At 71.2% G+C, this 20,788-nt stretch carries 19 protein-coding genes; 12 read left to right on the top strand and 7 right to left on the bottom strand.

Features of this window, described 5'->3' with window-relative positions; all coding sequences use genetic code 11:
* Window positions 1-101: 101 nt before the first annotated feature.
* Complete coding sequence (locus tag OV208_RS22120; RefSeq protein WP_267575859.1) at window positions 102-422, bottom strand: hypothetical protein; 321 nt, start codon at window positions 420-422, stop codon at window positions 102-104.
* A gap of 71 nt (window positions 423-493) precedes the next feature.
* Between OV208_RS22120 and OV208_RS22115 the strand changes: the two genes are divergently transcribed.
* Window positions 494-1,603, top strand: a complete 1,110-nt coding sequence (locus OV208_RS22115; RefSeq protein ID WP_267575858.1) for an MJ1255/VC2487 family glycosyltransferase — start codon at window positions 494-496, stop codon at window positions 1,601-1,603.
* A gap of 25 nt (window positions 1,604-1,628) precedes the next feature.
* Here OV208_RS22115 and OV208_RS22110 read toward each other — a convergent pair whose 3' ends face one another.
* Both OV208_RS22110 and OV208_RS22105 read right to left on the bottom strand, forming a co-directional pair.
* The gene (locus OV208_RS22110) at window positions 1,629-2,669 is read right to left on the bottom strand and encodes an SDR family NAD(P)-dependent oxidoreductase (protein WP_267575857.1); all 1,041 of its coding nucleotides are present in this window, start codon (window positions 2,667-2,669) and stop codon (window positions 1,629-1,631) included.
* 50 nt (window positions 2,670-2,719) lie between these two features.
* Entirely contained in the window at window positions 2,720-3,223 is a 504-nt protein-coding gene (locus tag OV208_RS22105) for a peroxiredoxin family protein (RefSeq protein ID WP_267575856.1), read from the bottom strand.
* Window positions 3,224-3,398: 175 nt separating this feature from the next.
* On the opposite strand from OV208_RS22105, the gene OV208_RS22100 reads away from it, so the two are divergent.
* From OV208_RS22100 to OV208_RS22090, 3 genes are all read left to right on the top strand, one after another.
* Entirely contained in the window at window positions 3,399-4,532 is a 1,134-nt protein-coding gene (locus tag OV208_RS22100) for an aminotransferase class I/II-fold pyridoxal phosphate-dependent enzyme (protein WP_267575855.1), read from the top strand.
* 166 nt (window positions 4,533-4,698) lie between these two features.
* Window positions 4,699-5,583, top strand: coding sequence for a hypothetical protein (locus OV208_RS22095; RefSeq protein ID WP_267575854.1), 885 nt, complete (start codon window positions 4,699-4,701; stop codon window positions 5,581-5,583).
* A 39-nt stretch (window positions 5,584-5,622) separates the two neighbouring features.
* Window positions 5,623-6,912: a hypothetical protein gene (locus tag OV208_RS22090; RefSeq protein WP_267575853.1), complete on the top strand. Its 1,290-nt coding sequence runs from the start codon at window positions 5,623-5,625 to the stop codon at window positions 6,910-6,912.
* A 31-nt stretch (window positions 6,913-6,943) separates the two neighbouring features.
* Here OV208_RS22090 and OV208_RS22085 read toward each other — a convergent pair whose 3' ends face one another.
* Window positions 6,944-7,999, bottom strand: a complete 1,056-nt coding sequence (locus OV208_RS22085; protein ID WP_267575852.1) for a hypothetical protein — start codon at window positions 7,997-7,999, stop codon at window positions 6,944-6,946.
* Window positions 8,000-8,441: 442 nt separating this feature from the next.
* On the opposite strand from OV208_RS22085, the gene OV208_RS22080 reads away from it, so the two are divergent.
* On the top strand, window positions 8,442-9,185 hold the full coding sequence (locus tag OV208_RS22080) for a PP2C family protein-serine/threonine phosphatase (RefSeq protein WP_267575851.1): 744 nt from the start codon (window positions 8,442-8,444) through the stop codon (window positions 9,183-9,185).
* 204 nt (window positions 9,186-9,389) lie between these two features.
* Complete coding sequence (locus tag OV208_RS22075) at window positions 9,390-11,219, top strand: methyl-accepting chemotaxis protein (protein ID WP_267575850.1); 1,830 nt, start codon at window positions 9,390-9,392, stop codon at window positions 11,217-11,219.
* Window positions 11,220-11,275: 56 nt separating this feature from the next.
* Here OV208_RS22075 and OV208_RS22070 read toward each other — a convergent pair whose 3' ends face one another.
* On the bottom strand, window positions 11,276-12,040 hold the full coding sequence (locus OV208_RS22070) for an SDR family NAD(P)-dependent oxidoreductase (RefSeq protein WP_267575849.1): 765 nt from the start codon (window positions 12,038-12,040) through the stop codon (window positions 11,276-11,278).
* A gap of 275 nt (window positions 12,041-12,315) precedes the next feature.
* Between OV208_RS22070 and OV208_RS22065 the strand changes: the two genes are divergently transcribed.
* Together OV208_RS22065 and OV208_RS22060 are read left to right on the top strand one after the other, a co-directional pair.
* Window positions 12,316-13,320, top strand: coding sequence for a DUF1028 domain-containing protein (locus OV208_RS22065; RefSeq protein WP_267575848.1), 1,005 nt, complete (start codon window positions 12,316-12,318; stop codon window positions 13,318-13,320).
* Window positions 13,321-13,373: 53 nt separating this feature from the next.
* Entirely contained in the window at window positions 13,374-14,555 is a 1,182-nt protein-coding gene (locus OV208_RS22060; RefSeq protein ID WP_267575847.1) for an acyl-CoA dehydrogenase family protein, read from the top strand.
* 76 nt (window positions 14,556-14,631) lie between these two features.
* On the opposite strand, the gene OV208_RS22055 is transcribed toward OV208_RS22060, so the two are convergent.
* Window positions 14,632-15,168: a DUF2058 family protein gene (locus OV208_RS22055; protein WP_267575846.1), complete on the bottom strand. Its 537-nt coding sequence runs from the start codon at window positions 15,166-15,168 to the stop codon at window positions 14,632-14,634.
* A 519-nt stretch (window positions 15,169-15,687) separates the two neighbouring features.
* Between OV208_RS22055 and OV208_RS22050 the strand changes: the two genes are divergently transcribed.
* From OV208_RS22050 to OV208_RS22040, 3 genes are all read left to right on the top strand, one after another.
* On the top strand, window positions 15,688-16,731 hold the full coding sequence (locus OV208_RS22050) for a hypothetical protein (RefSeq protein ID WP_267575845.1): 1,044 nt from the start codon (window positions 15,688-15,690) through the stop codon (window positions 16,729-16,731).
* Between the two features lie 187 nt (window positions 16,732-16,918).
* Window positions 16,919-17,461, top strand: a complete 543-nt coding sequence (locus OV208_RS22045; RefSeq protein WP_267575844.1) for a hypothetical protein — start codon at window positions 16,919-16,921, stop codon at window positions 17,459-17,461.
* Window positions 17,462-17,615: 154 nt separating this feature from the next.
* Window positions 17,616-17,966, top strand: coding sequence for a hypothetical protein (locus OV208_RS22040; RefSeq protein ID WP_120545770.1), 351 nt, complete (start codon window positions 17,616-17,618; stop codon window positions 17,964-17,966).
* A 36-nt stretch (window positions 17,967-18,002) separates the two neighbouring features.
* Here the strand turns inward: OV208_RS22040 and OV208_RS22035 are convergent, their stop codons facing one another.
* A complete protein-coding gene (locus tag OV208_RS22035) occupies window positions 18,003-19,523 on the bottom strand; it encodes a peptidase M3 (protein WP_267575843.1) in 1,521 nt (506 codons plus the stop codon).
* Window positions 19,524-19,727: 204 nt separating this feature from the next.
* Between OV208_RS22035 and OV208_RS22030 the strand changes: the two genes are divergently transcribed.
* The gene (locus OV208_RS22030) at window positions 19,728-20,666 is read left to right on the top strand and encodes an RluA family pseudouridine synthase (protein WP_267575842.1); all 939 of its coding nucleotides are present in this window, start codon (window positions 19,728-19,730) and stop codon (window positions 20,664-20,666) included.
* Window positions 20,667-20,788: the final 122 nt, after the last annotated feature.

Here is a 20,788-nt window from a genome sequence, read left to right as displayed (position 1 = left end):
ATTAGTAGGTCTACCCACTGAGCGAAAATGATCTGAAGGCGAAAGGTGCCTGCCTGCTTGTGCGTCGCGGCAAAGCCTTCCCGATGAAGGCTCTCAACGTCTCAAGCGCTGGTGTCATCGGACCCCGGAGGTGGCGCGTCACCGCCCGAAGCGGGAGGTCGGGGGCGGGTGAGGGCGAAGAGCGCGGCGCCCAGCGCGACGAGCGCGCCGCCGGAGAGCGTCTGCACGCGGCCCAGGTCGCGGTCGGTCTCCCGGGTGAACTGGCACTCGGGGTCGGTCAGGCCCGTGCAGTCCGCCGGGAAGAAGACGCCCTTCGCGCCCCGGGCGAGCAGGAGCAGCCCGCCCAGGAGCAGGCCGGCGACCAACCCGAGCGACGCGGCGCGCAGGAGGGCGGTACCCCGGGAGGAGGGCAGGGCGGTCATGGACGCGAGGCCTAGCACCGACGCGGGTGGGACGGGGCGATGAAGGCCGCTGGCGCGTATGCTTCCGGACCATGCGAATCCTGTACGGGGTCGTCGGCGAAGGGATGGGCCATGCGACGCGCTCGCGCGTGCTGCTCGAAGCGCTGACGAAGGAACACGAGGTCCACATCGTGGTGTCGGGGCGGGCGCAGAGCTACCTGTCCCAGCGCTTCCAGAACGTGCACGGCATCTGGGGCCTGACCATCGCCTACGAGGGGAACTCGGTGAAGAAGTGGCAGACGGTGCTGCAGAACCTGCAGGGCGCCGTGAAGGGCTGGCCGCAGAACGTGCGCCAGTACTTCGACCTGGTGGAGGGCTTCAAGCCGGACGTGGTGGTGAGCGACTTCGAGACGTTCAGCTACCTGTTCGCGAAGAACCACCGGCTGCCCGTCATCAGCGTGGACAACATGCAGGTCATCAACCGCTGCCAGCATGAGCCGTCGCTGCTCGCGGGCCATGAGGAGAGCTTCGAGGCCACGCGCGCCATCGTGAAGGCGAAGCTGCCCGGCGCCTTCCACTACCTGGCGACGACGTTCTTCTACCCGCCCCTGCGCAAGCGCCGCACCACGCTGGCGCCGTCCATCCTCCGGCCGGAAATCCTTTCGGCGAAGTCGGAGCGGGGCGAACACCTGCTCGTGTACCAGACGGCGACGACGAACACGCACCTGCCCGAAATCCTCAAGCAGTCCGGCGTCCCGTGCCGCGTGTACGGCCTGCGCCGCGACCTGAAGGAGGACCTGGTGGACGGAAACCTCACGTACCGGCCCTTCAGTGAGGCGGGCTTCATCGACGACCTGCGCACGGCGCGCGCGGTGGTCGCGGGCGGCGGCTACACGCTGATGAGCGAAGCCGTCTACCTGCACAAGCCTCTGTTGAGCATCCCGGTGGGAGGCCAGTTCGAACAGGTGCTCAATGCCCTGTACCTGGAGAAGCTGGGGTACGGGATGTATGTGAAGGAATTGAGCCTGGACGCGCTGAAGACGTTCCTCACCCGCGTGCCCGCCTGCGAGGAGTCCCTCAAGGGCTACGAGCAGGACGGCAACGTGAAGATGCTCGCCGCGCTCAACGACCAGTTGGCCCAGGCGTACGAGCACCGGGGCCACTGGCGCATGGAGCTGGCGGAGATGGACGGCAAGGCCTGAGCCTTCGCCCGGGGTGTCCCGGCCTTCAGTGCAGGGACGCCTCGTTCTCGTTGTTGCGCTCCGCCGCGCGGCGGCTCATCTCCGTGAGCCAGGAGCGGGTGATGGGCGTCTCGCTGTCGCTGCCCCGGTAGCGGTCCGGGTTGCTGTCCTGGGGCAGCAGGCGGTTGACGGCGTCCAGCACGCGCGCGGTGAGGTTGGGGGCCAGGGCGCGGCCCGCCGCGGCGAGCTTCGCCGGCATGCCCACCAGGGCCTCCGCGTCCCCGCGGCGGCAGGCTTCAAGAATCTTGCGCGCAGCGCGCTCGGCGCCCATCGACACGCCCATCGTCGAATCACTGATGTGGAACCACGCGTACTCCTTCTCGTGGTCGCCCTTGAAGGATGCGTTGCGCGGGCTGCCCGTGCGCATCAGGCCGGGGCACGCCGTCGTCACCTTGATGCCGTCCTGGGCCAGCTCCGTGCGCAGGCCGTCCGACAGTCCCACCAGCGCGAACTTGCTCGCGGAGTACGGCACCAGGTGCGGCACGCTGACCTTCCCGCCGATGGAGGAGATGTTGACGATGCGGCCCTCGCCGCGCCGCTTCATGTCCGGCGTCACCGCGAGCGTCGTGTACAGGGGCCCCCACAGGTGGACGGCGATGGCCTCCTCGAAGTCCTCCAGGGCCATGGACTCCAGCGGGCCCACCATGATGATGCCCGCGTTGTTGATGAGCACGTCCACCGCGCCCCAGCGCTCGTGGACCGCGCCCACCATCGCGTCCACCTGCACCTGGACGCGCACGTCGCACCGGATGGCCAGCACGTCGCCGCCCTCGCGCTCCAGCTCCGCGCGGGCCCGCTGGAGCGTTTCGTTGTCCCGGCCGCAGATGGCCACGCGCGCGCCCTCCTTCAGCAGCAGGCGCGCCATCACCAGCCCCAGGCCCCGCGAGCCTCCGGTGATGATCACCGTGCGGTCCTTGAAGCTGTAGCGCGGACGGAGCATCTGGCCCAGGCCCACGGCCGCGCCGACTCCGGCGGCCAGTGCTCCGAGGGAGAGGCCCTTTCGCTCGCGGTGACGTCGTTCAGCCATGGTGCGACTCCAGAAGGGAAGGGGAGGAAGGCGATGCGCGCGGGTGCCCGCTAGGGACTGGCCGGTACCTGGGCCTCTTCGGCGTCGGACACCTGGCCCGTCAGCTCGTGCTCTCCCTCGGGCAGGTTCTTGAGCAGCGCGCGGACGCGGCGCACGGCGTCCTTGCCGCCAATGCGGTTCTTCAGCCGTCCATCCGGGCCGAACAGGAGGAAGGCCGGGTGCTTGTCCACGCCGTATGACTTCGCCATGGAGCCGTCGTCCATCGCGATGGGGTAGCGCAGGCCGTGCTCGCGCGCGAAGCCCTCCACCTTGTTGGTGTCGCGCAGCTCCGTCTCGGAGTGGGTGACGTCCACGCCAATCACCTTCAGCCCGCGCGGCCCGTATTCCACCACCCAGTGGTTCACGGCCTCGAACTGCGCGGAGCAGTCCTCGCAGTCCAGGGTCCAGAAGTGCAGGAGGACAGGCAGCCCATCGAGCTCCGACACGTGGACGGGGGCATTCACCCAGCCGCCATCCGGGTCCAGGAGCGTGAGGGGGATCTTCGTCGAGGCCATGCGAACTCCCTTGGGACTCACCGCGGGGTGGGAAAGCGCTTCAACGGGTCGCGACTCAAGCTATGCATGGGCCGCCGGCTGCTCCCGGCGGCACGCCCGTCCGCCCGCCTGTCCGGCAAGGCCCACGGGCCCGCTCCACCACCGGGCGGGCAGGCGAGCGCTACGCGAGGACGTCATGCACATCCCCGACTTCGAACTGGAGCGGTACTTCGCGCGCTGGGAGTTCTCCGCGCCCTACCTGCTGTGCGCCTCCGACGTGGAGGGCTGGCGCATGGCGGACCTGCTGGCGCTCGCGTCCCCGGAGGACCGGATGCGCTGGGAGGACCTGACGCTCGGCTACACCGAGACGCCCGGCCTGCCCGTGCTGCGCGAGGCCATCTCCGGGATGTACCCGGGCCTTGGGCCCGACGACATCCTCACCTTCGCGGGCGCGCAGGAGGCCCTGTTCGTGACGATGAACGTCCACCTGGGCCCGGGCACGCACGCCGTCGTCACGTGGCCGGGCTACCAGTCCCTCTACGAGGTGGCGCGCGCCACCGGCGCGGAGGTGACGCTGCTGCCCCTGCGCGAGGCCGACGGCTGGGCGCTGGACCTGGACGCGCTGAAGGCCGCGCTGCGCCCCGATACGCGCATGGTGGTCGTGAACTTCCCCCACAACCCCACGGGCTCGCTGCCGGACCGCGCCACCTTCCAGGCCCTGTGCGAGCTGTGCGAAGCGCGCGGCATCCACCTCTTCTCCGACGAGGTGTACCGGCTGCTGGAGTACGACCCGGCGGACACGCTGCCGCCCGCGGCGTCATGCTTCCCGAAGGGCGTGAGCCTGGGCGTGATGTCCAAGGCCTTCGGCCTGGCGGGGCTGCGCGTGGGCTGGCTCGCGTGCCGGGACGCGGAGCTGCTGGCGCGGTGCCGGGCCTTCAAGGACTACACCTCGCTCTGCAACAGCGCGCCTGGAGAGGTGCTGTCCCTCATCGCCCTCAAGGCCCGGGAGCAGGTGCTCGCGCGCAGCCGGAGCCTGCTCACCCGGAACCTCGCGTTGCTGGATGCCTTCTTCGCCCGCCACCCGGACACCTTCCACTGGGTGCGTCCGCGCGCCGGCAGCGTGGCCTTCCCCCGTTTGACGCGAAACATCCCGGTGGGTCGTTTCACCGAAGCGCTCATCGCCCGCGAGGGCGTGCTGTTGTTACCCGGAAACGTGTATGCCTTTGAAGGCAATCACTTCCGTCTGGGCCTGGGTCGAGCCAACCTGCCGGAAGCATTGATGCGACTGGAGCGCTTCGTGAACAGCGGGGTCCTTGATACCCCGGTGTGACATTTCCGGCCGGCGCAATGCGTTAGCTTTTTTCCGTATCACCTGGGCTTTCGGCTTATCGCCTTCATTGAAAACAACCCCTAGAGTGGTTGTCCCCTCGCCCGGCTTGCGGCCGTGCGGCAAGCCCTCTCATCCCTCTGAGAGAGTCCCCAGGAGACACACCCCGATGAAGACGCTGATTGGCGCGGCCGTGGCCGCCGCGACGCTGCTGGTGAGCACCGAAGCCGCCGCGACCAACTACACGCTGTGGATCCACGGCAAGAACGGCAACAGCACCAAGGCGGGCAACTACGCGGACTTCAGCTACTGGGGCCCGGCGGGCACGGCGGCGGGGGTGAACAAGAAGGCGGTCAACTGGAACGGCACGCAGCGCATCGGCACGGAGAACTACCGGATCCGCAACGCGCTGGACTGCTTCTGCACGGGCACGAACTGGTGCTACGTCGCCGCGCACAGCGCGGGTGACCTGCAGATTGGCTACGCCCTGTCGCTGTACGGCGGCAGCGCGCGCAGCAAGAAGAACGCGGCGCCCAACGCCAACGGCGAGTGTGGCAACACGGACGGTTCCACGCAGACGGGCTGGAACATCAAGTGGGTGGACATCGCGTCCGGCGCGGGCGGCGGCAGTGAGCTGGCGGACCACGGCGACTGGGCGGTGAGCGACCCGCTGGTGAGCGACCTGGTCACCACGACGGCGCGCGCCATGTTCAACCACAACACCACGCGCAACGTGTGGTTCTACATGTTCGCCGGTTCCAAGGGCACGCTGTACTCCGGCATCCTCCCGGGCCAGGACGACGAGGCCGTGGCCTACCACTCCACCGGCGGTGTGTCCGGCAGTGGGAACGGCTCCTACTGCAACCCGGGCGACTGGTTCTGCGGCGGCACGCTCAACACGGGCACGGGGGCGTGCAGCGACGGCCGCGCGAAGTGGGGCTTCCACTCCGTGTCCCTGCGCGATGACGGCGAGTCGTTCAACCACCACGCCAACGGCAACTGGGGCGGCATCGTCTCCAAGGTGCGCGAGGACGTCGTCAAGTACGCGTACTAGACTGACGGCTTCCCCCGCCCCCTCCGGCGAAGTCCCCACATGACCCCCGACGACGGCCCCGCCTCATCTTCTTCCTGGCTGCGACGCGGCCGGTGGTTCCTTGCCCTCGTGCCATTGGTGCTCGGGGTCGGGGTGTTGTTCTGGTGGCAGGCAAGCGAGGGGGCCGAAGCGCAGGAAGGCCTGCCGGAGGCCTCCCCCCTTCCAGAGCCCGAGCCCGGAGCGCTGGCCCGGGCCCCGGCGGGGCGCGCGGGTCCGCCCGGGGCTGTCGAAGCAGCGGCGCCGTCGCTGCTCAGCCCGGAGGCCCGCGAGCGCGAGGCCCGGCGCGAGCTGTGGCAGAAGCGCCTGGAGCGCGCGCGCGCTTCGCTGGAGTCCTACGTGGCGGCCACGCGCTATCCGCCCGAGTCCCGACCCAGCCGCGAGCATCCGGATCAAATGGAGCTGGCGGAGCCGGAGCGCACGCGGCCGTTGAGCCCGAAGGCCGCGCAGGACGGCACCTCCGACGTGCAGCTGCGGCTCAAGCAGGACAAGGTGTTCGTCGTCGGTGAGGAGTCCGTGTTCTTCACCGTGGCGTGCGAGGACTCGCGCCGGGAGCCGCGCCCGTGCGAGGTGGTGTCCGCGGTGGCGCACGAGGCGGAGCACATGGCGGGCGCGGGAGGCGCGGCCGGCGTGCCGCTCGCCTTCGGTGACCGGGGCCAGGACGGTGACGCGGTGGCCGGGGATGGGGTGCTCACCGGCCGCTTCCAGCCGTCGAGGCAGGGCTTCGCGATGTTCTCCGGCACGCTGCGCGTGGACGTGCGCGTGCGCTCCGGCTCGCAGGAGGACGCGACGTTCTTCGACGTGCTCTACACGCCCGCGCCGCCGGCCACGTTCACCCGCCGGGTGCGCGAGGTGCTGGAGGCGGGTTCATTGGATTTGTACCTGACGGTCCAGGTGCGCAAGGCGGGCCGGTACGTGGTGTCCGCGCGCCTGGATGACGAAGGGGGCGTGCCGTTCTCCGCGGTGTCCTTCAACGAGGAGCTGCCCGAGGGCGTGCAGGAGGTGCGGCTCAACGTCTTCGGCAAGCTCATCCGCGACGAGTCCCCCACGTTCCCGCTGACCCTGCGCGACGTGGAGGGTTTCCTGCTCAAGGAGATGGGCGACCCGGACCGCGAGCTGATGGTCACGCTGCGCGGTCCGGTGCACACCACGCGCGAGTACACGCTCCACCAGTTCTCCTCCGCCGAGTGGAGGAGTCCGGAGCGCGAGCGCTACACGAACGAACTCCAGAAGGACGTGGTGGAGGCGCAGAAGCAACTGGATGCCGCGCTCGCGGACACGCCCGCGCCCTGAGCGACAGGGCGCGAGGGACGGCGGCCCCGCCTCAGGACTCGGGCGGGTGGAACGCCGGAGGCGCGGTGTGGGCCTCCGCTTCCGCTTCCACGAAGTCGGCGTCCTGCACGTCCTCGATGTCCGTCCCCGCGCTGGCGAGCACGGCGGCGTCCACCGGGGATTCGGCGTTCGCGGGGGCGTCCGTCACGGCGGCCTGGGTCAGCTCCGGCGCCACCACGACGCTGTCCTCGTGCGTGAAGGCCGGCGGGGCTTCGGCCCGGGTCTCCACGGGAACTTCCGCCGGGGCCGCTCCGTGGGCTTCGGGGGCCTCCAGCGTGAAGTCGTTCACGTCCGCCAGGAAGTCATCCGGCGGCGGGACGTTCATCGACCCTTCGGCGTACTCGAGGTCCGGCACGCTGTCGTCCATCGTGGCCATGAAGTCGTCCTGACCTTCCGTGGCTCCGGAGGAGTCCAACTCCAGGTCGGCGTCTTCGGCGCCGGCTTCCTCGCCCAGGGCGCGCAGCTCCTCGTCGCTCAGGCCGGACAGGTCTCCCGACTCCAGGAGGAACAGCAGGTCCTCGGCCTCCTGCGCGGAGACGGTGCGGGGCATGGTGTCCAGGTTCTGGAGCTCCCAGGCCGCCGCGTCAGGCGACAGGATGTCGGACGGGTCCATGGAGGGGTCTGTCTCCACCTCCTCGGTGCGCCGCTGGGGGTTGGCCAGCCGCGCCTGCATGAGCGGCGTCGACATGGGCGTGCCCAACCGCTGCGCGTACGAGGGGGCGGTCGCTTCGAACTCGCTCACGCCCGCGAAGGCGCGCAGCTGCGAGTTCTCCATCAGGGCGGCCCGGGGCTCCGGGGCCTCCTGGCCCGCGCGTCCACGCGCCGCGTTCGGGGCGGCTTCGTCGGGCCCGAGGTCCGCGAACAGCGCGCCGTTCAGGTCGCCCTCGGCGTCGGCCTGGAAGTCGCTGTCGTCGGAGAAGCCCCGCCGCACCGGATCCACCGGCGCCAGGGGCTCCTTGCGCACCGGGGCGGTGACCTCCAACTGCGAGGAGATGGAGTAGGCCCGCGATGTCGAGATGCCAGAACCCACGCGGCGGATGGAGGTCATGGTTCTCCTCGGGTGATGGCCCGCACGTCGGGCAGCTTCTGGATTGTCCGCCGGGCCCGGGGGGAGTTGCTAGGGGGGCCCACGGAATCGGCTTCAGGAGGGCATGCGTGCATCGCGAACAACAATCCACCGACGATGCCCGATATCTTCTGCTGCCTCCCGTGACGTAAGTCAGGTGCGACATCATCCCGTTCGCCGTCAGGTCGTCGATTTCCGTGGTCCCCACCCTTCGTCCAGGACTGGATATCCGTTCAGCATGGACGGGCGGGGGCAGGACGGGCGCAACGTCGGTCGTCGGACAAGGAAGTGCCATGGAGCACAGGGAACGGGCCTCCGAGCGTCTTTCTCAGGAGAAAACCCGGCGCGGGCATCCCGGGCGCGAAGAGACATGGCCGTTGGCCTCCCGCTTGCTGTACGGGAGCCCAGCCAGGAGGCGGCAGTCATGAGATTCGAGAGCGCGGGGCAGACCCATATCGGGCGCCGACCGCACAACGAAGATGCGTACTGCGTCCTGCCCGAGCGTGGGTTGTTCGTGGTGGCGGACGGGTTGGGGGGGCAGGAGGGCGGCGAGGTGGCCAGTCAGTGCGTGGTGGACACCTTCGCGGGCTTCAGCGACCGGTTGGATCGGGACCGGGACGGCACGTGGCCGGACGCGGTGGATCCCGCCAGGAGCCGGGAGGAGAACTACCTGGCCGCCTGCACCGCGCTGGCCCAGCGCACCCTGCGTGTGCGCCGCGTGGGCAAGCTCAAGGAGATGGCCTCCACGGTGGTGGCACTCGCGGTGGGGGAGCGGGACGCGGCGGTGGCCCACGTGGGCGACAGCCGCCTGTACCGCCTGCGCGACGGACACCTGGAGTCGCTCACGCGTGACCACTCGCTCATCGAGGAGCTGCGGGCCGCCGGCCGCGAACCGCCGGGCAACCCGGCCAACCTGCGCCACCTCATCACGCGCGCGCTGGGCACCGAGAACGCGGAGCCCACCGTGCGGCGGCTGGAGGCGCAGCCCGGGGATGTGTTCCTGCTGTGCTCGGACGGCCTGTATGAGCCGCTGGGTCCGGAGGCCATGACGGAGCTGTTGCAGGCCACCTCCGCCCAGGCCGCGTGTGATGCGCTCGTCTCCGCCGCCTACGAGGCCGGGGGCCGCGACAACATCACCGCCGTCGTGCTGCGCGTCGCCGCGGCCTGATCCGCCTGCGTCAGGACGGCTGAGGCCAGGGAAGTCAGGGAAGTGGACCCTCCGGGTCGGCGGGTCCTTCCGACCCGTCGAGGAGGGTCCAGCTCGACGGAGGGGAGTCGCCAGACACAGGGACTTCAATCCTTCGCCATTTCCGGGATATTCTGGGGCCCCCCGCATCGCCCCCCCTCTCCCTCGACCGAGTGCCCGTTGCGTATGACGCTTAGCCTTGCCGCGCGCTTGACCGCGGCGCTCACCGCCGTGGTTATCGCCCTCACCCTTGGCACCGTGTCGCTGATGGGCCTGTCGCTGCGCTCGCGGGTGGAGGCCGAGATGGTCTCCGCGCTGGGGCGGGATGCGACCCGCTGGCAGGCGCTGAAGGACCAGGAGGTGCGGGTCCTCACGGAGCTGTCCCGCGTGGCGGTGACGGGCCCGGTGTTCGCCAGCGAGCTGCAGCGCGGGGCCGCCGGGGGTGCGCAGGCGGGGCTGTTGGCGGATCAGCGCGCGCTCCTGGGCGTGGACCTGCTGGCGCTCGTGCGTCCGGATGGAACGCTGATTGCGTCCACGCGGGAGGGGAGTCTTCCGGGGCTGGAGAAGGTGGTGCGGCAGCAGGGGCACGTGTTGTCGCCGGCGACGGGCGCGCCCCTGTTGGCGGCGGCGCAGCCGGTCCAGTCCAACGGCGCCACGGTGGGCTATCTCGTGGTGGGGGCGGAGCTGGGCGCGGACGACCTGGGGCGCCTGGGCGCGGGCAGTGAGCAGTTGGAGTCGCTGCTGCACGTGGGGGCGCGGGTGGTGGCGCAGTCGGTGCGCACCGTGACGGTGCCCGCGCTGTTGTCGGCGGCGGCCTCGGGCGTGGCGAACGGCGGCGCGGTGGACGTGGGCGACGCGGCGCTGCACCTGTCGCGGGTGGACGTGGGGGACGGGGTGGAGCTGGTGCTCGCGCGCGGCGCGTCGGCGGAGTGGGCGCGGATGCGCTCCACGCTGGTGGGCGTGTTGGGCATCGGGCTGCTGGTGGCGCTCTTGGCGGGCGCGGGCGTCTTCCTGCTGGTGCGGCGGATGATGGCGCCCCTGAACGCGCTGACGGCGGCGGCGGCGCGGGTGGTGGCGGAAGGGGACTTCAGCGGCACGCTGGAGGTCCATTCGAAGGATGAGATTGGACAGCTGGCCACGTCCTTCGGGGACATGATGGCGCGGCTGCGCGCGGTGCTGGTGGCGCTCAAGGGGTCGGCGCAGGAGCTGGAGGCGACGGCGCTGGAGCTGGCCACGTCCGCGTCGGATCAGAATCTGGCGGTGACGCGGCAGGCGGCGGCGCTGCACCAGACGCAGATCGCCGCGCGGCAGCTCCAGGAGAGCTCCCGGGCGGCGGCGCAGCGGGCGACGGGCGTGCTGCGCGAGGCGGAGAAGGCGGGCGCGGTGGGGCAGGCGGGCGAGTCCGCGGTGGCGGGCAGCGTCGGGGGCCTGACCCACATCCGTTCGCAGGTGGAGCGCATCTCCAGCACGGTGTCGGAGCTGCGGCAGCGCACGCGGCAGGTGGGTGACATCACCGGCACGGTGAAGGACCTGGCGGACCAGTCCAACGTGCTGGCGCTCAACGCGGCCATCGAGGCGGCGCGCAGCGGCGAGTCGGGGCGGGCGTTCGCGGTGGTGGCGCGGCAGATGCGTTCGCTGGCGGACCAGTCCGCGACGGCGACCTCGCGCGTGCAGTCCATCCTCGGCGACATCGGCCGGGCCATCTCCGAAGCGGTGAAGACGAGCGAAGGCGGCTCGCGCGAGGTGGAGGGCGGCCTGGACCAGGCGAGGGCGGCGGGTGAGAGCCTGCGCGCGCTGGCCACGGTCATCCAGAACAACAGTGAGTCGGTGAAGAGCATCGCGGACATGGTCAGCCAGCAGGACGCGGGCATCGCGGAGCTGTTCGCCGCGCTGAGCGACCTGACCCGGTTGGCGGATGAGACGGTGGAGCGCGTGGCCACGAGCGCCGTCGCCGCCGCGCGCCTCACCATCGCGTCCCACGACGTGAGCACCATCGTGAGCCAGTACCGGCTGTGACGGCCCGTCGTCACGCGGAGGGCTGGAAGCACCGCCCTCCGCGTCCGTGAGGCCCGCTACCCCGCCTCGCCGCCGTCGATGGCGTAGGCCGCGCCGGTGATGGCGCCCGCCGCCTCCGACGCGAGGAAGAGGCACACCGCCGCGACCTCCTCCGGCTGGATGATGCGGCCCATCGCGTTCATCGACGCCAGGGCCTCGCGCGCCTGCTCCTGCGTGCGGCCCGTCGTCTTGGAGACGGCGGCGGTGGCGCCCGCGAACATGTCCGTCTCCACCCAGCCCGGGTTCACGTTGTTCACCGTGACGTTCTTGCGCGCGTACTCCACCGCCAGCGCGCGCGTCAGGCCCAGCAGCGCGTGCTTGGAGGCGCAGTACGCGGACGTGTACTTCGCCCCGCGCGTGGAGGTGATGGACCCGATGTTGATGACCCGCCCGCCACCCGCCGCCACCATCGCCGGCATCAGCTCACGGCACAGGATGAACGGCGCCGTCACGTTCACCGCCATCACCTTCGCCAGGTCCGCCGTGCTCGTCTTCGTCAGCGGCGCGGACACCGTGATGCCCGCGTTGTTCACCAGCACCCGGGGCGCCCCGCCCGCCAGGATGACCTTGCACGCGGCGAGCAGCGCGGACTCGTCCCCCACGTCCACCGCGTGCGTGCGGATGCGCTCGCCGCCTTCCTTGCGCAGGGCCTCCAGCGACTCCGCGGACCGCGCCAGCGCCCACACGTCATAGCCCTCGCGCGCGAACGCCAGGGACACCGCGCGGCCAATGCCCCGGCTGGCGCCCGTCACCACCACCGTCTTCGTCGTCTCGCTTGCCATGGGCCGGAAGCATAGCCCCGCGCCCGCCTCGCGTTGACGCGTGTTCGCGCTGGCCGGGGACACCGCTCCCTTCCCTGCGTTCTTGCCTCCGCCCGGATTCTTTTTCTGCCCGCGATATGCGCGGAAATTCCGCGCGTTTCATGGCGCAGCACCGCCGGGCCAGGAGTCGCGGGCCCTGGCGGTTTCCTCAGTCACTCTCCCCTGACGAAAGGGCTCCCGCTTCCATGCGCCTGGCGCATGACGACGGGAGCGCCTTGCCCCGAGGCACCATGAGCATGAACTCCCTTGAGCGCGGCCTGTTGGTTGTCGCATCCCTGCTGGCGTCCACCCAGTCCTTCGCGGCGCCGCCCGCTGGTGCCACCGTCAACCCGCGAGTCCTGGGCACGCGCGCCATCGTCGCGTGCGACGCCGTGGAGAAGTCGTGCGGCGTGGCCAGCATCTCCTTCCCCGCGGGCATCAGCGGCCTGGTGCCCTACGGCCGCCCGGACGTGGCGGTGGCCACCATGTTCTACCCCTCGGTGGATGACGCCGAGGCGGTCATCGCCCGCACGGACGCGGGCGACACGGCCCAGACGGCCGTCGACTACGTGTTCACCGTGGATCCGTACGCGGACTACCGCCAGCTCGCCGCGGTGAAGCTCAACCCCAACGGCACCATCACGGTGGGCCAGCGGACCGGCGCGGAGAACGCCCCGCAGCGCTGCGCCGTGAAGGGCGCCAGCTTCGTGGTGCAGGCCAACAATCAGACCACCCCGCTCGTCTGCACCGCGATGGCCATGGGCTTCCAGAACGCCAAGGGAAGCCTGCCGCAGCGGCTGCTCGCGTCGCTCTGGGCGGGGGCCCGCGTGGGGCGGGACGTCAACGGCGAGCGCTCCGGTGTCGTCCGCGTCTGGACCTCGGAGAACGAATCGACCTTCTACACGAAGGTGCTGGCGGACGCCGTCGTGCACAACAGCAGGACCGCGCTGAAGGACCTGGACGTGGAGATGAACCGCTACCAGGCGGGCATCGCCGCGCCGTACGCGTCGGACCTCGTCGTGCTCAACGCGGCGATCGCGAAGACCGTGAAGACCGCGCTGAGCAAGACCGGGCACTACACCGGTGTCGTGGACGGGACCTGGAACGACGCCGCCGAGCAGGCGCTGTCTGACTTCTGCTGGAGCAACCTCTTCTTCCTCAAGCCCACGGTGGTGGTGGACGGCCAGCGGAAGATCGATGGTCCGCTGGTCAACTTCCTGCGGGACGCGGACCCGAAGGCGCTCATCCCCGGAGGGGAGTGACGCACCGAGCGCGGGTTTGACGGCTCCGGGAGTGCGACGTTAAGCACCCCGGCATGCCCCGCGCCGACATCACCGACCTGTTCCGCATCGACGACCTGCTGTCCGCCGAGGAGAAGGCCGCCCGCGACTCCGTGGCCCGCTTCGTGGACTCGGAGGTGCTGCCCATCATCGGGCGGCACTTCCGGGACGGCACCTTCCCCGCGCACCTCGTCCCGGGGCTCGCGGAGCTGGGCGTGCTTGGCGCGAACCTCCAGGGGTACGGCTGCGCGGGGATGAGCACCGTCAGCTACGGGCTCATCCTCCAGGAGCTGGAGCGGGGGGACTCCGGCCTGCGCAGCTTCGCGTCCGTGCAGGGCTCGCTGTGCATGTTCCCCATCCACACCTTCGGCAGCGAGGAGCAGAAGGCGCGCTTCCTGCCGGGCATGGCAAGGGGGACGCTCATCGGCTGCTTCGGCCTCACGGAGCCCGACTTCGGCTCCAACCCCGGCGGCATGCGCGCCCGTGCCCGGAAGGACGGCGACCACTGGGTGCTCAACGGCACCAAGGCGTGGATTACGAATGGCAGCATCGCGGACGTCGCGGTGGTGTGGGCGAAGACGGAGGACGGCGGCGCGGAGTCCGTGCGCGGCTTCCTGGTGGAGAAGGGCATGCCGGGCTTCAGCGCCCGGGAGATTCCCGGCAAGTTCTCCCTGCGCGCGTCCCTCACCAGCGAGCTGTCGTTCCAGGACGTGCGCGTGCCCGAGCGCAACGTGCTGCCCGGCGTCGTGGGCCTCAAGGGGCCGCTGTCGTGTCTCAACAACGCGCGGGCCGGCATTGCGTTCGCGGTGACGGGCGCGGCCATCGCCTGCTTCGAGGGAGCGCGTGAGTACGCGCTGTCCCGCGCGCAGTTCGACGGCAAGTCCATCGCCGGCTACCAGCTCACGCAGGAGAAGCTGGCGGACATGCTCCAGGAGATCGTGAAGGCGCAGCTGTTGAGCCTGCGGCTCGCGCGCCTCAAGGACGAAGGCAAGAGCAACCCCGTGATGGTGAGCCTGGCCAAGCGCAACAACGTGAAGAGCGCGCTGGAGATCGCCCGCGTGGCCCGGAGCATCTACGGCGCCAACGGCATCACGGACGACTACCCGCCGGTGCGCCACATGCTGAATCTGGAGAGTGTCTTCACCTACGAGGGCACCCACGAGGTGCACACGCTGGTGCTGGGCAAGGCCATCACCGGCATCGACGCGTTCGGCTGAGCGAAGGTCGGCGGTGGAAGGGCCGCGCCGCTCCCCTCGCTCCCGGGTGGGAGGAGGGGAGGGCACGGGAAGGGAATCAGGACTGCGTGCCGCCTTCGGTGCCGGACTCCGGCTCGGAAGGCGCGGCTTCGGGCTCGGAAGCCGCGGCGTCGGACTCGGAAGCCGCCTCGGCGTCGTCGGACGCGTCGGTGGCCTCGGCGGCCTCCGGCTCGTCGGCGATCTCCGGCGCGGTGCCAGCGGCCTCGGCGGCCTGCTGCGCCTTGAGCTGCTCGTCGTCCATGAAGCCGACGGGGCTCTCCTTGCGGTTGAAGAAGCGCACGGCCTTGGCGGACAGCTGGAACATCTGCTCGGCCGCGACGGCCGGCACGAGCGAGTGTTCGATCTGCGCCGGCTCCGGACGCTCCACCACGCCCAGCTCGCCGTCCTCCAACTGCTTGGCCTGGACGGGGGACAGCTCCATGCGGCGCAGCTTCCCCTTGCGCGTCATGAAGTAGAACGTCGTCTCGCCCGGCTCCTGAGGCACCTGGGAGCCCAGGACCAGCTCGCGCAGGGCCCGGTCCAGCTCCACCTGCTTCTTGGACTCGGCGCGCTGGTAGGCCTTGGAGCCCGGCATGGGCGGCAGCTTGGGGATGGGCTTGTCGGTGGTCGCGCCCGGACGGCTGGACGCGGCGAACCCGCCCTGCGGTCCCCGGAAGCCTCCGCCTTCACGGCGCGGCGGGCCTCCAGCACCTCCACCGCCCTCACGGCGCGGCGGACCTCCGGCGCCCCCGCCCTCACGGCGCGGCGGGCCTCCGGCGCCTCCACCGCCCTCACGGCGCGGCGGGCCTCCGCGCTCGTCTCGACGCGGCGGGCCTCCCGATGTCCGATTCTCATCACGTCCCCGGTGAGCGGGCGCGCGTGAAGCGCTCCCCTGACTGTCTTCGGGGGAAGAGGCCGGGCGTCGCGGAGGCGGAGAAGACTCGGTCTTCTTGGCCTGCTCCTCGGAGACGAGGCCCGCTTTCAACAACTTGTCTCGCAGGTTCTGCATGGGTTGGGCGTTCTATCCCTTGCACGGCTGCACGCAAGCCACCGCTTGCCGCTCTTGTGGGGCCCACGTAACTTGCCGCCCCCGCCGTCCTGTTGTGGAGGTTCCGTGAGAAGTCTGACGAAGTGCGCCGCCGCCCTCGCCCTGGTCCTGGCCGCCACCGGCTGCTCGGACCCCGTGGACAAGGCGGCCAAGGCCCGCATCTTCTCTCCGGAGGACCCGCCGAAGGTCGTCGCCTCCGCGAAGCAGAAGCTGCCGCCGGAGGACGTCGCGGACAACCCCCAGGTGTCGCGCCGCATCCTGGGCATGGACGCCGCGGAGGTCACCGAGCGACTGGGCCCGCACTACTTCCAGTCCTCCCTGGGCTACGAGTGGGCCGGCCCCAACGGCAACACCCCCGTGAAGCTCACGGAGACGCGCTCCTTCCGCGCCGGCCCCGGGGGCGTCAACGGCGACTTCCACGGCATCCTGGAGAACTCCCGCGACCAGGGCCTGGAGGTCATGCGCGTGCAGGGCCAGGTGTTCGCCCGCAACCGCTATGGCCCCTACCGCCAGCGCCTGCGCGACCGGGGCATGGCCGAGCGCACCCGCACGGAGCTCACCGGCGCCATCCGCGACTTCGACAGCCTCTTCCAGGGCCGCATCAAGCTGACCCCCGCCGGCACCGTCACCCACGAGGGCCGCACCGCGTGGAAGTACGCCGTGTCCCTGGGGCCTGAGCTGGAAGGCGTCGCCCCGCGGAAGATGCCCGCCGCCTTCGTGCCGAAGAACGCGGATGAGACCACGAAGCGCCGCGCCAGCTTCTTCACCCACCGCATGCCGCGCTCGCTGGAGGGCGAGGTGCTGGTGGACGCGGACACGTCCGTGGTCCTCAAGGCCCGGCTGGACGGCCGCATCGGCGTGCCCCAGGAGAAGACCCCGGAGGCGGCCGAGCTGCGCATGACGCTGGAGTCCAGCCTGACGGAGATTGGCAAGGACCCGAAGCTCGCGCCGCCCCAGGACTTCCTGCCGGACGCGGACAAGCCCCAGGGCATCGCGGACGCGCTGGACCACTTCGGCATCCCGCGCGGCAAGGCCGGCGATTCGCCCGCCACCCCTGGCTCTACCCCCGCGGCCGCCCCCGAGCCCGAGGACGAGGGCGAAGGCAACTGAAGTTCCCCTGAAGCGCCCCGGTGCCCCAGGCCGTTGGAAGCCCCACGGTTTCCGGCCTGGACGCATCGCGCCATCCCGGCTGTGACGGCCATGTCCTGGCGGGCCGTCCCCGGGGAGCAGCCCTTCCCGCAAGTGCCTGATGCCGCTGGGGTTGCCCCTGGCCCTGGCCTTGCTCTGGGGGTGGGCCATGTTCCGCTCCGCCCCCCTCCTGGCGTGCTGCGCGGCCGTGCTGTTCGCGGCCCCGGCCTTCGCCGAACCGCCCCGCAGCCTGGGCATCACCGTGGCGCCGCTGGGCGCCTACGTGCTCAAGGGCGAGGAGGTGGGACGCACCATGGGCTACAGCGCGGGCCTGGGCTGGGCGTACCGCAAGGCGGGGGCGGTGCTGGAGGTGGGCGGGCACCTGGCGTCCAGCCGGCTGCTGACGGAGGTGACGCCCATGTCGGTGCGCTTCGTGCCGCTGGGGGACACCCGGGTGCGGCCCTTCCTGGGCCTGGGGGCCAGCCTGCTCATGGCCCATACGCGGCCCCAGCCGGTGGCCCCGGACGCGCTGGGCAGCCGGGTGCTCCAGGTGGGGCTGGAGTTCTCCGGCGGGGTGGGGCTGGAGCTGGGGCACGAGCTCTTCCTCTCCGCCGAGGCGCGCTACCAGAACTTCGCGGCGGACGGCGACCCCTTCTCCGGCGACCGGCAGACCCTGACGTCCCTGTTCCTGGGGATGGGGATGCGCCTGTAGCTGTAGCAGGTGGGGTGGGTCGCTACAGATTGGCGGCGACCTGTTGGAAGAAATTTTGACGGGCCACTTGCGTCCCCTACAATCCTCGTCGGTTGCGGCCCAGACGCATCTGACATGCTCGGGTGTTCAGGCGTGCACAACGAAGGGAGCGGAGATGGAGCGCAAGGTCGGAAGTAGCACGTTGACCGCGAAAGAGGTCAAGGCGGCGCTGGAGAAGTCCACCACGCTGACGGCCGAGGAGGAGAAGGCCCTGCGCATGCGGCATGGCGCGGGTGCTGCCAGCCCGAGCGCGCCGTTGCCTCGTGCCGCGGGTGCCAACGCGGAGTTGGCCGACGAGCTGCTCGTCATCGAGATGCAGCTCATGAAGGCGATGCGCGCGCGCACCGGACAGACGCGCACGGCGGCCACCGCCGCCAAGGCGCCCGCCGCGGTCCTCACGCGTGAGGCTCCGGCCAACGCGACGAAGGACAAGATCGTCCGCGCGCTGCGCACCAAGAAGAAGTAGGCGCGCGGCTGTAGTGCGACAGGGGGCGTGACGCCCCTACTGGTTGAGGATGGCCACGAGGCGCGCTCCCGCCTCGGGCAACGCCAACGGCGTGCCCGATACCTCCGTGGCCAGTCCCTCCGCGTCCACGGCGCCGCCCCGCGCGAACTGCGCCTTGAGCCAGGCGAAGGCCGCGGGGTTGCGCCAGAAGTCCTCGTTGAACCGCTCCAGCAGGTGCGCGGTGAGCCGGGTCTCCAGGGCCCAGGCCCGCAGGTAGCGGGTGACGTAGAGCTGCGAATCCACGTCGTGCAGGAAGAAGCCCGGGTGCGGCTGCGCGAAGAGGGCGCGGCGCTGACCGTCGGCGTATTCGTCCGCGCGGTCGGCGGAGGCTCCCCGGGTGGACAGGGACAGCTCGTAGGACAGCTTCGCGCAGTGGCGGCGCAGCACGGCCAGGGCCTGGAAGGCGGCCAGCCGGATGACGTCCTTCACGGTCCCGGACGGCAGGTGCAGGTAGCGCTTGAGCCAGGGCGGGGACAGCAGCAGCCGTTCGAAGGTGGCCGCGTAGGCCTCCGTGACGGAGGCGTCGCCCAGGCGGCGCAGCTCCGTGGGCGCGTCCTCGTCCACGTGGGCCAGGTGCCAGGCGTGGCCCAGTTCGTGGAGCAGGTCGCCCAGCGCGTCCATGCCGCCCCGGGGTTGGAGGACGAGCCGGATTTCGTCGGGCACTCGCACGGCGGCGACGAAGGGGCGGGAGGCCTTGCCCGGGCGGGCTTCGTCGTCCAGGCGGATGCGCCCGCCGGCGTCGGGGCGCAGGCCCCAGTCGGACAGCCAGCGCATCACGGCGGGGACGGTGTCCTCGCGGTGGAAGTGCGCGTCCATCCACGGGGCGCGCAGGGCGGCCTGCACGTCGTGGCGTCGGGCCTCGCCGCCGGGCAGGGCCAGGAGGTTCGGCTCCAGCTTGCGCAGCACGTAGCCCAGCACGTCGCGGTAGGCGTCCTCGGTGCGCCGGAGGGTCTCCTCGGCGGCCTCGGCGAGCTTGCCGGCGTCGATGCCGGTGACGTCCTGGCGCAGGGCGGGGTAGTTCGGGAAGCCCAGCAGCTCCGCGGCCTGGAGGGCGGCGTCGCGCCGGTCGCCATAGGCGCCTCGGTGCTCCCACAGGAAGTTGCCGGCGCCGCTCTCCAGGAGGGCTCGGCGGGCGCGGTGCTGTTCGCGGGGAATCTGGGCCAGGGCCTGGGACAGCGACAGCGTCTGGTCGTCGGCGGGGATGTGCGAAGTCGCTTCCGCCGCGATGACGGCATCCCCGGCCCGGGCGGCGAGGGACTCCTCCACCTGGGTGGCGATGAGCTCCCGCACCAGCGTGATGCGGCGCACGGCCAGGGCGTCGTCCCGGAGGCGGGCCTTGGCGAGCGCCTCGTTGGCGGCGACGAAGGTCTCCGGCGAGGACAGCTCCGGGAACGAGGCGTGGAGGCGCGCGACGGGGAGGTCCGGGGCGAGCCCGGCGCCGTAGCGATATTGGAGGGTGGCCAGCTCGGCGAGGAAATCCTCGAGCCGCGACCGGACGGTATGCAGGGGACGGTCCATGGCGGCGCGGAAGGTAACAGGAAGCCTGCGTCACGGCAGGGACCGCGCGCATAGAGTGCCCGTCCATGTCCTCCGCGCCCGCTGCCTGCCCGCATGCCCTCCTCACGCCCGTGGTGGCAGGGAAGGGGACGCGATGAAGCGCCGGACGTTCCGGAGCGAGGGTGCGCCCGTGGGCCGTGTGCTGGTGGCGGGAAGGGGCTTGAGATGAAGCGTCGGACGTTCCGGAGCGAAGGGGCGCACGTGGGCCGTGCGCTGGCGGACGCGGTGGCGGCGGAGCTGGGGCTGCCGGTGGCGGACGCTCGGCGGCTGGTGGAGGTGGGCGCGGTGTACGTGGCGGGTCGCCGGGCCCGGGACGGGGCCGCGAGGCTCCAGGCGGCCCAGGTGGTGACGGTGGTGCTGGAGGAGGCGGGCCAGAGTCCGCTGGAGGCCTCGGGGCCGCCAGCGCCCCTGCGCGTGCTGTTCGAGGATGAGGACGTGCTCGCGGTGGACAAGCCCGCGGGTCTGAACGCGCAGCCCACCGAGGGGCGCGTGGGCGCGAGCCTCGTGGATGTGGTGGGCGCGTACCTGGGATGGCCGGCGGGGCTGGTGCACCGGCTGGACCGGGAGACGTCCGGGGTGACGGTGTTTGGCAAGTCCGCGCAGGCGACGTCCGCGCTGGCGGAGGCGTTCCGGGAGGGCACCGCGCGCAAGCGCTACCTCGCGGCGACCGGGCCGGGGCTTCCGGAGGGCGGCACGGTGGACCTGCCCCTGTCGAAGGACCCGTCGCGTCCCGGGCGCTGGCGGGCGACCCGCGCGGCCAATGGGGTGCCCGCGTGGACGGACTACCGCAGGCTGTTCGCGAGCGAGGCGTTCTGCCTGGTGGAGCTGCTGCCCCGGACGGGCCGCACGCACCAGCTCCGGGCGCACCTGACGGCGCTGGGCACGCCCATCCTCGGGGATGCGCGCTATGGCGGGGCGGGGAGTGCGGGGGGGCTCGTGGCGCCACGGTGCCTGTTGCATGCGCAGGCGTTGGAGCTGGGGCATCCGCGCACGGGCCAGCCACTGCGGGTGGAGGCGGTGGTCCCGGAGGACCTGCGGGCCTTCTTCGTCTCGGCGGGGGTCCCGATTCCCGAGGGTCCCTTCCGGGACGGCGACACGGTTTGACTCTGAGTCCCGGATTGCCCGGCGCAGGGCGGACAGGGCCCCACCGCGTCGCGCATCGTGTGTAGACTGGGGACCTCATGGGTGGCGGGACAAACGGCAAGGGTCCTGGAGCGCCGGAGCCT

Origin of the sequence: Corallococcus sp. bb12-1, assembly GCF_026626765.1 — a bacterium.
GTDB classification, from domain to species: domain Bacteria; phylum Myxococcota; class Myxococcia; order Myxococcales; family Myxococcaceae; genus Corallococcus; species Corallococcus terminator.
The sequence above is the reverse complement of the archived record's forward strand: the minus strand, read 5'-3'. Positions and strand labels throughout refer to the sequence as shown.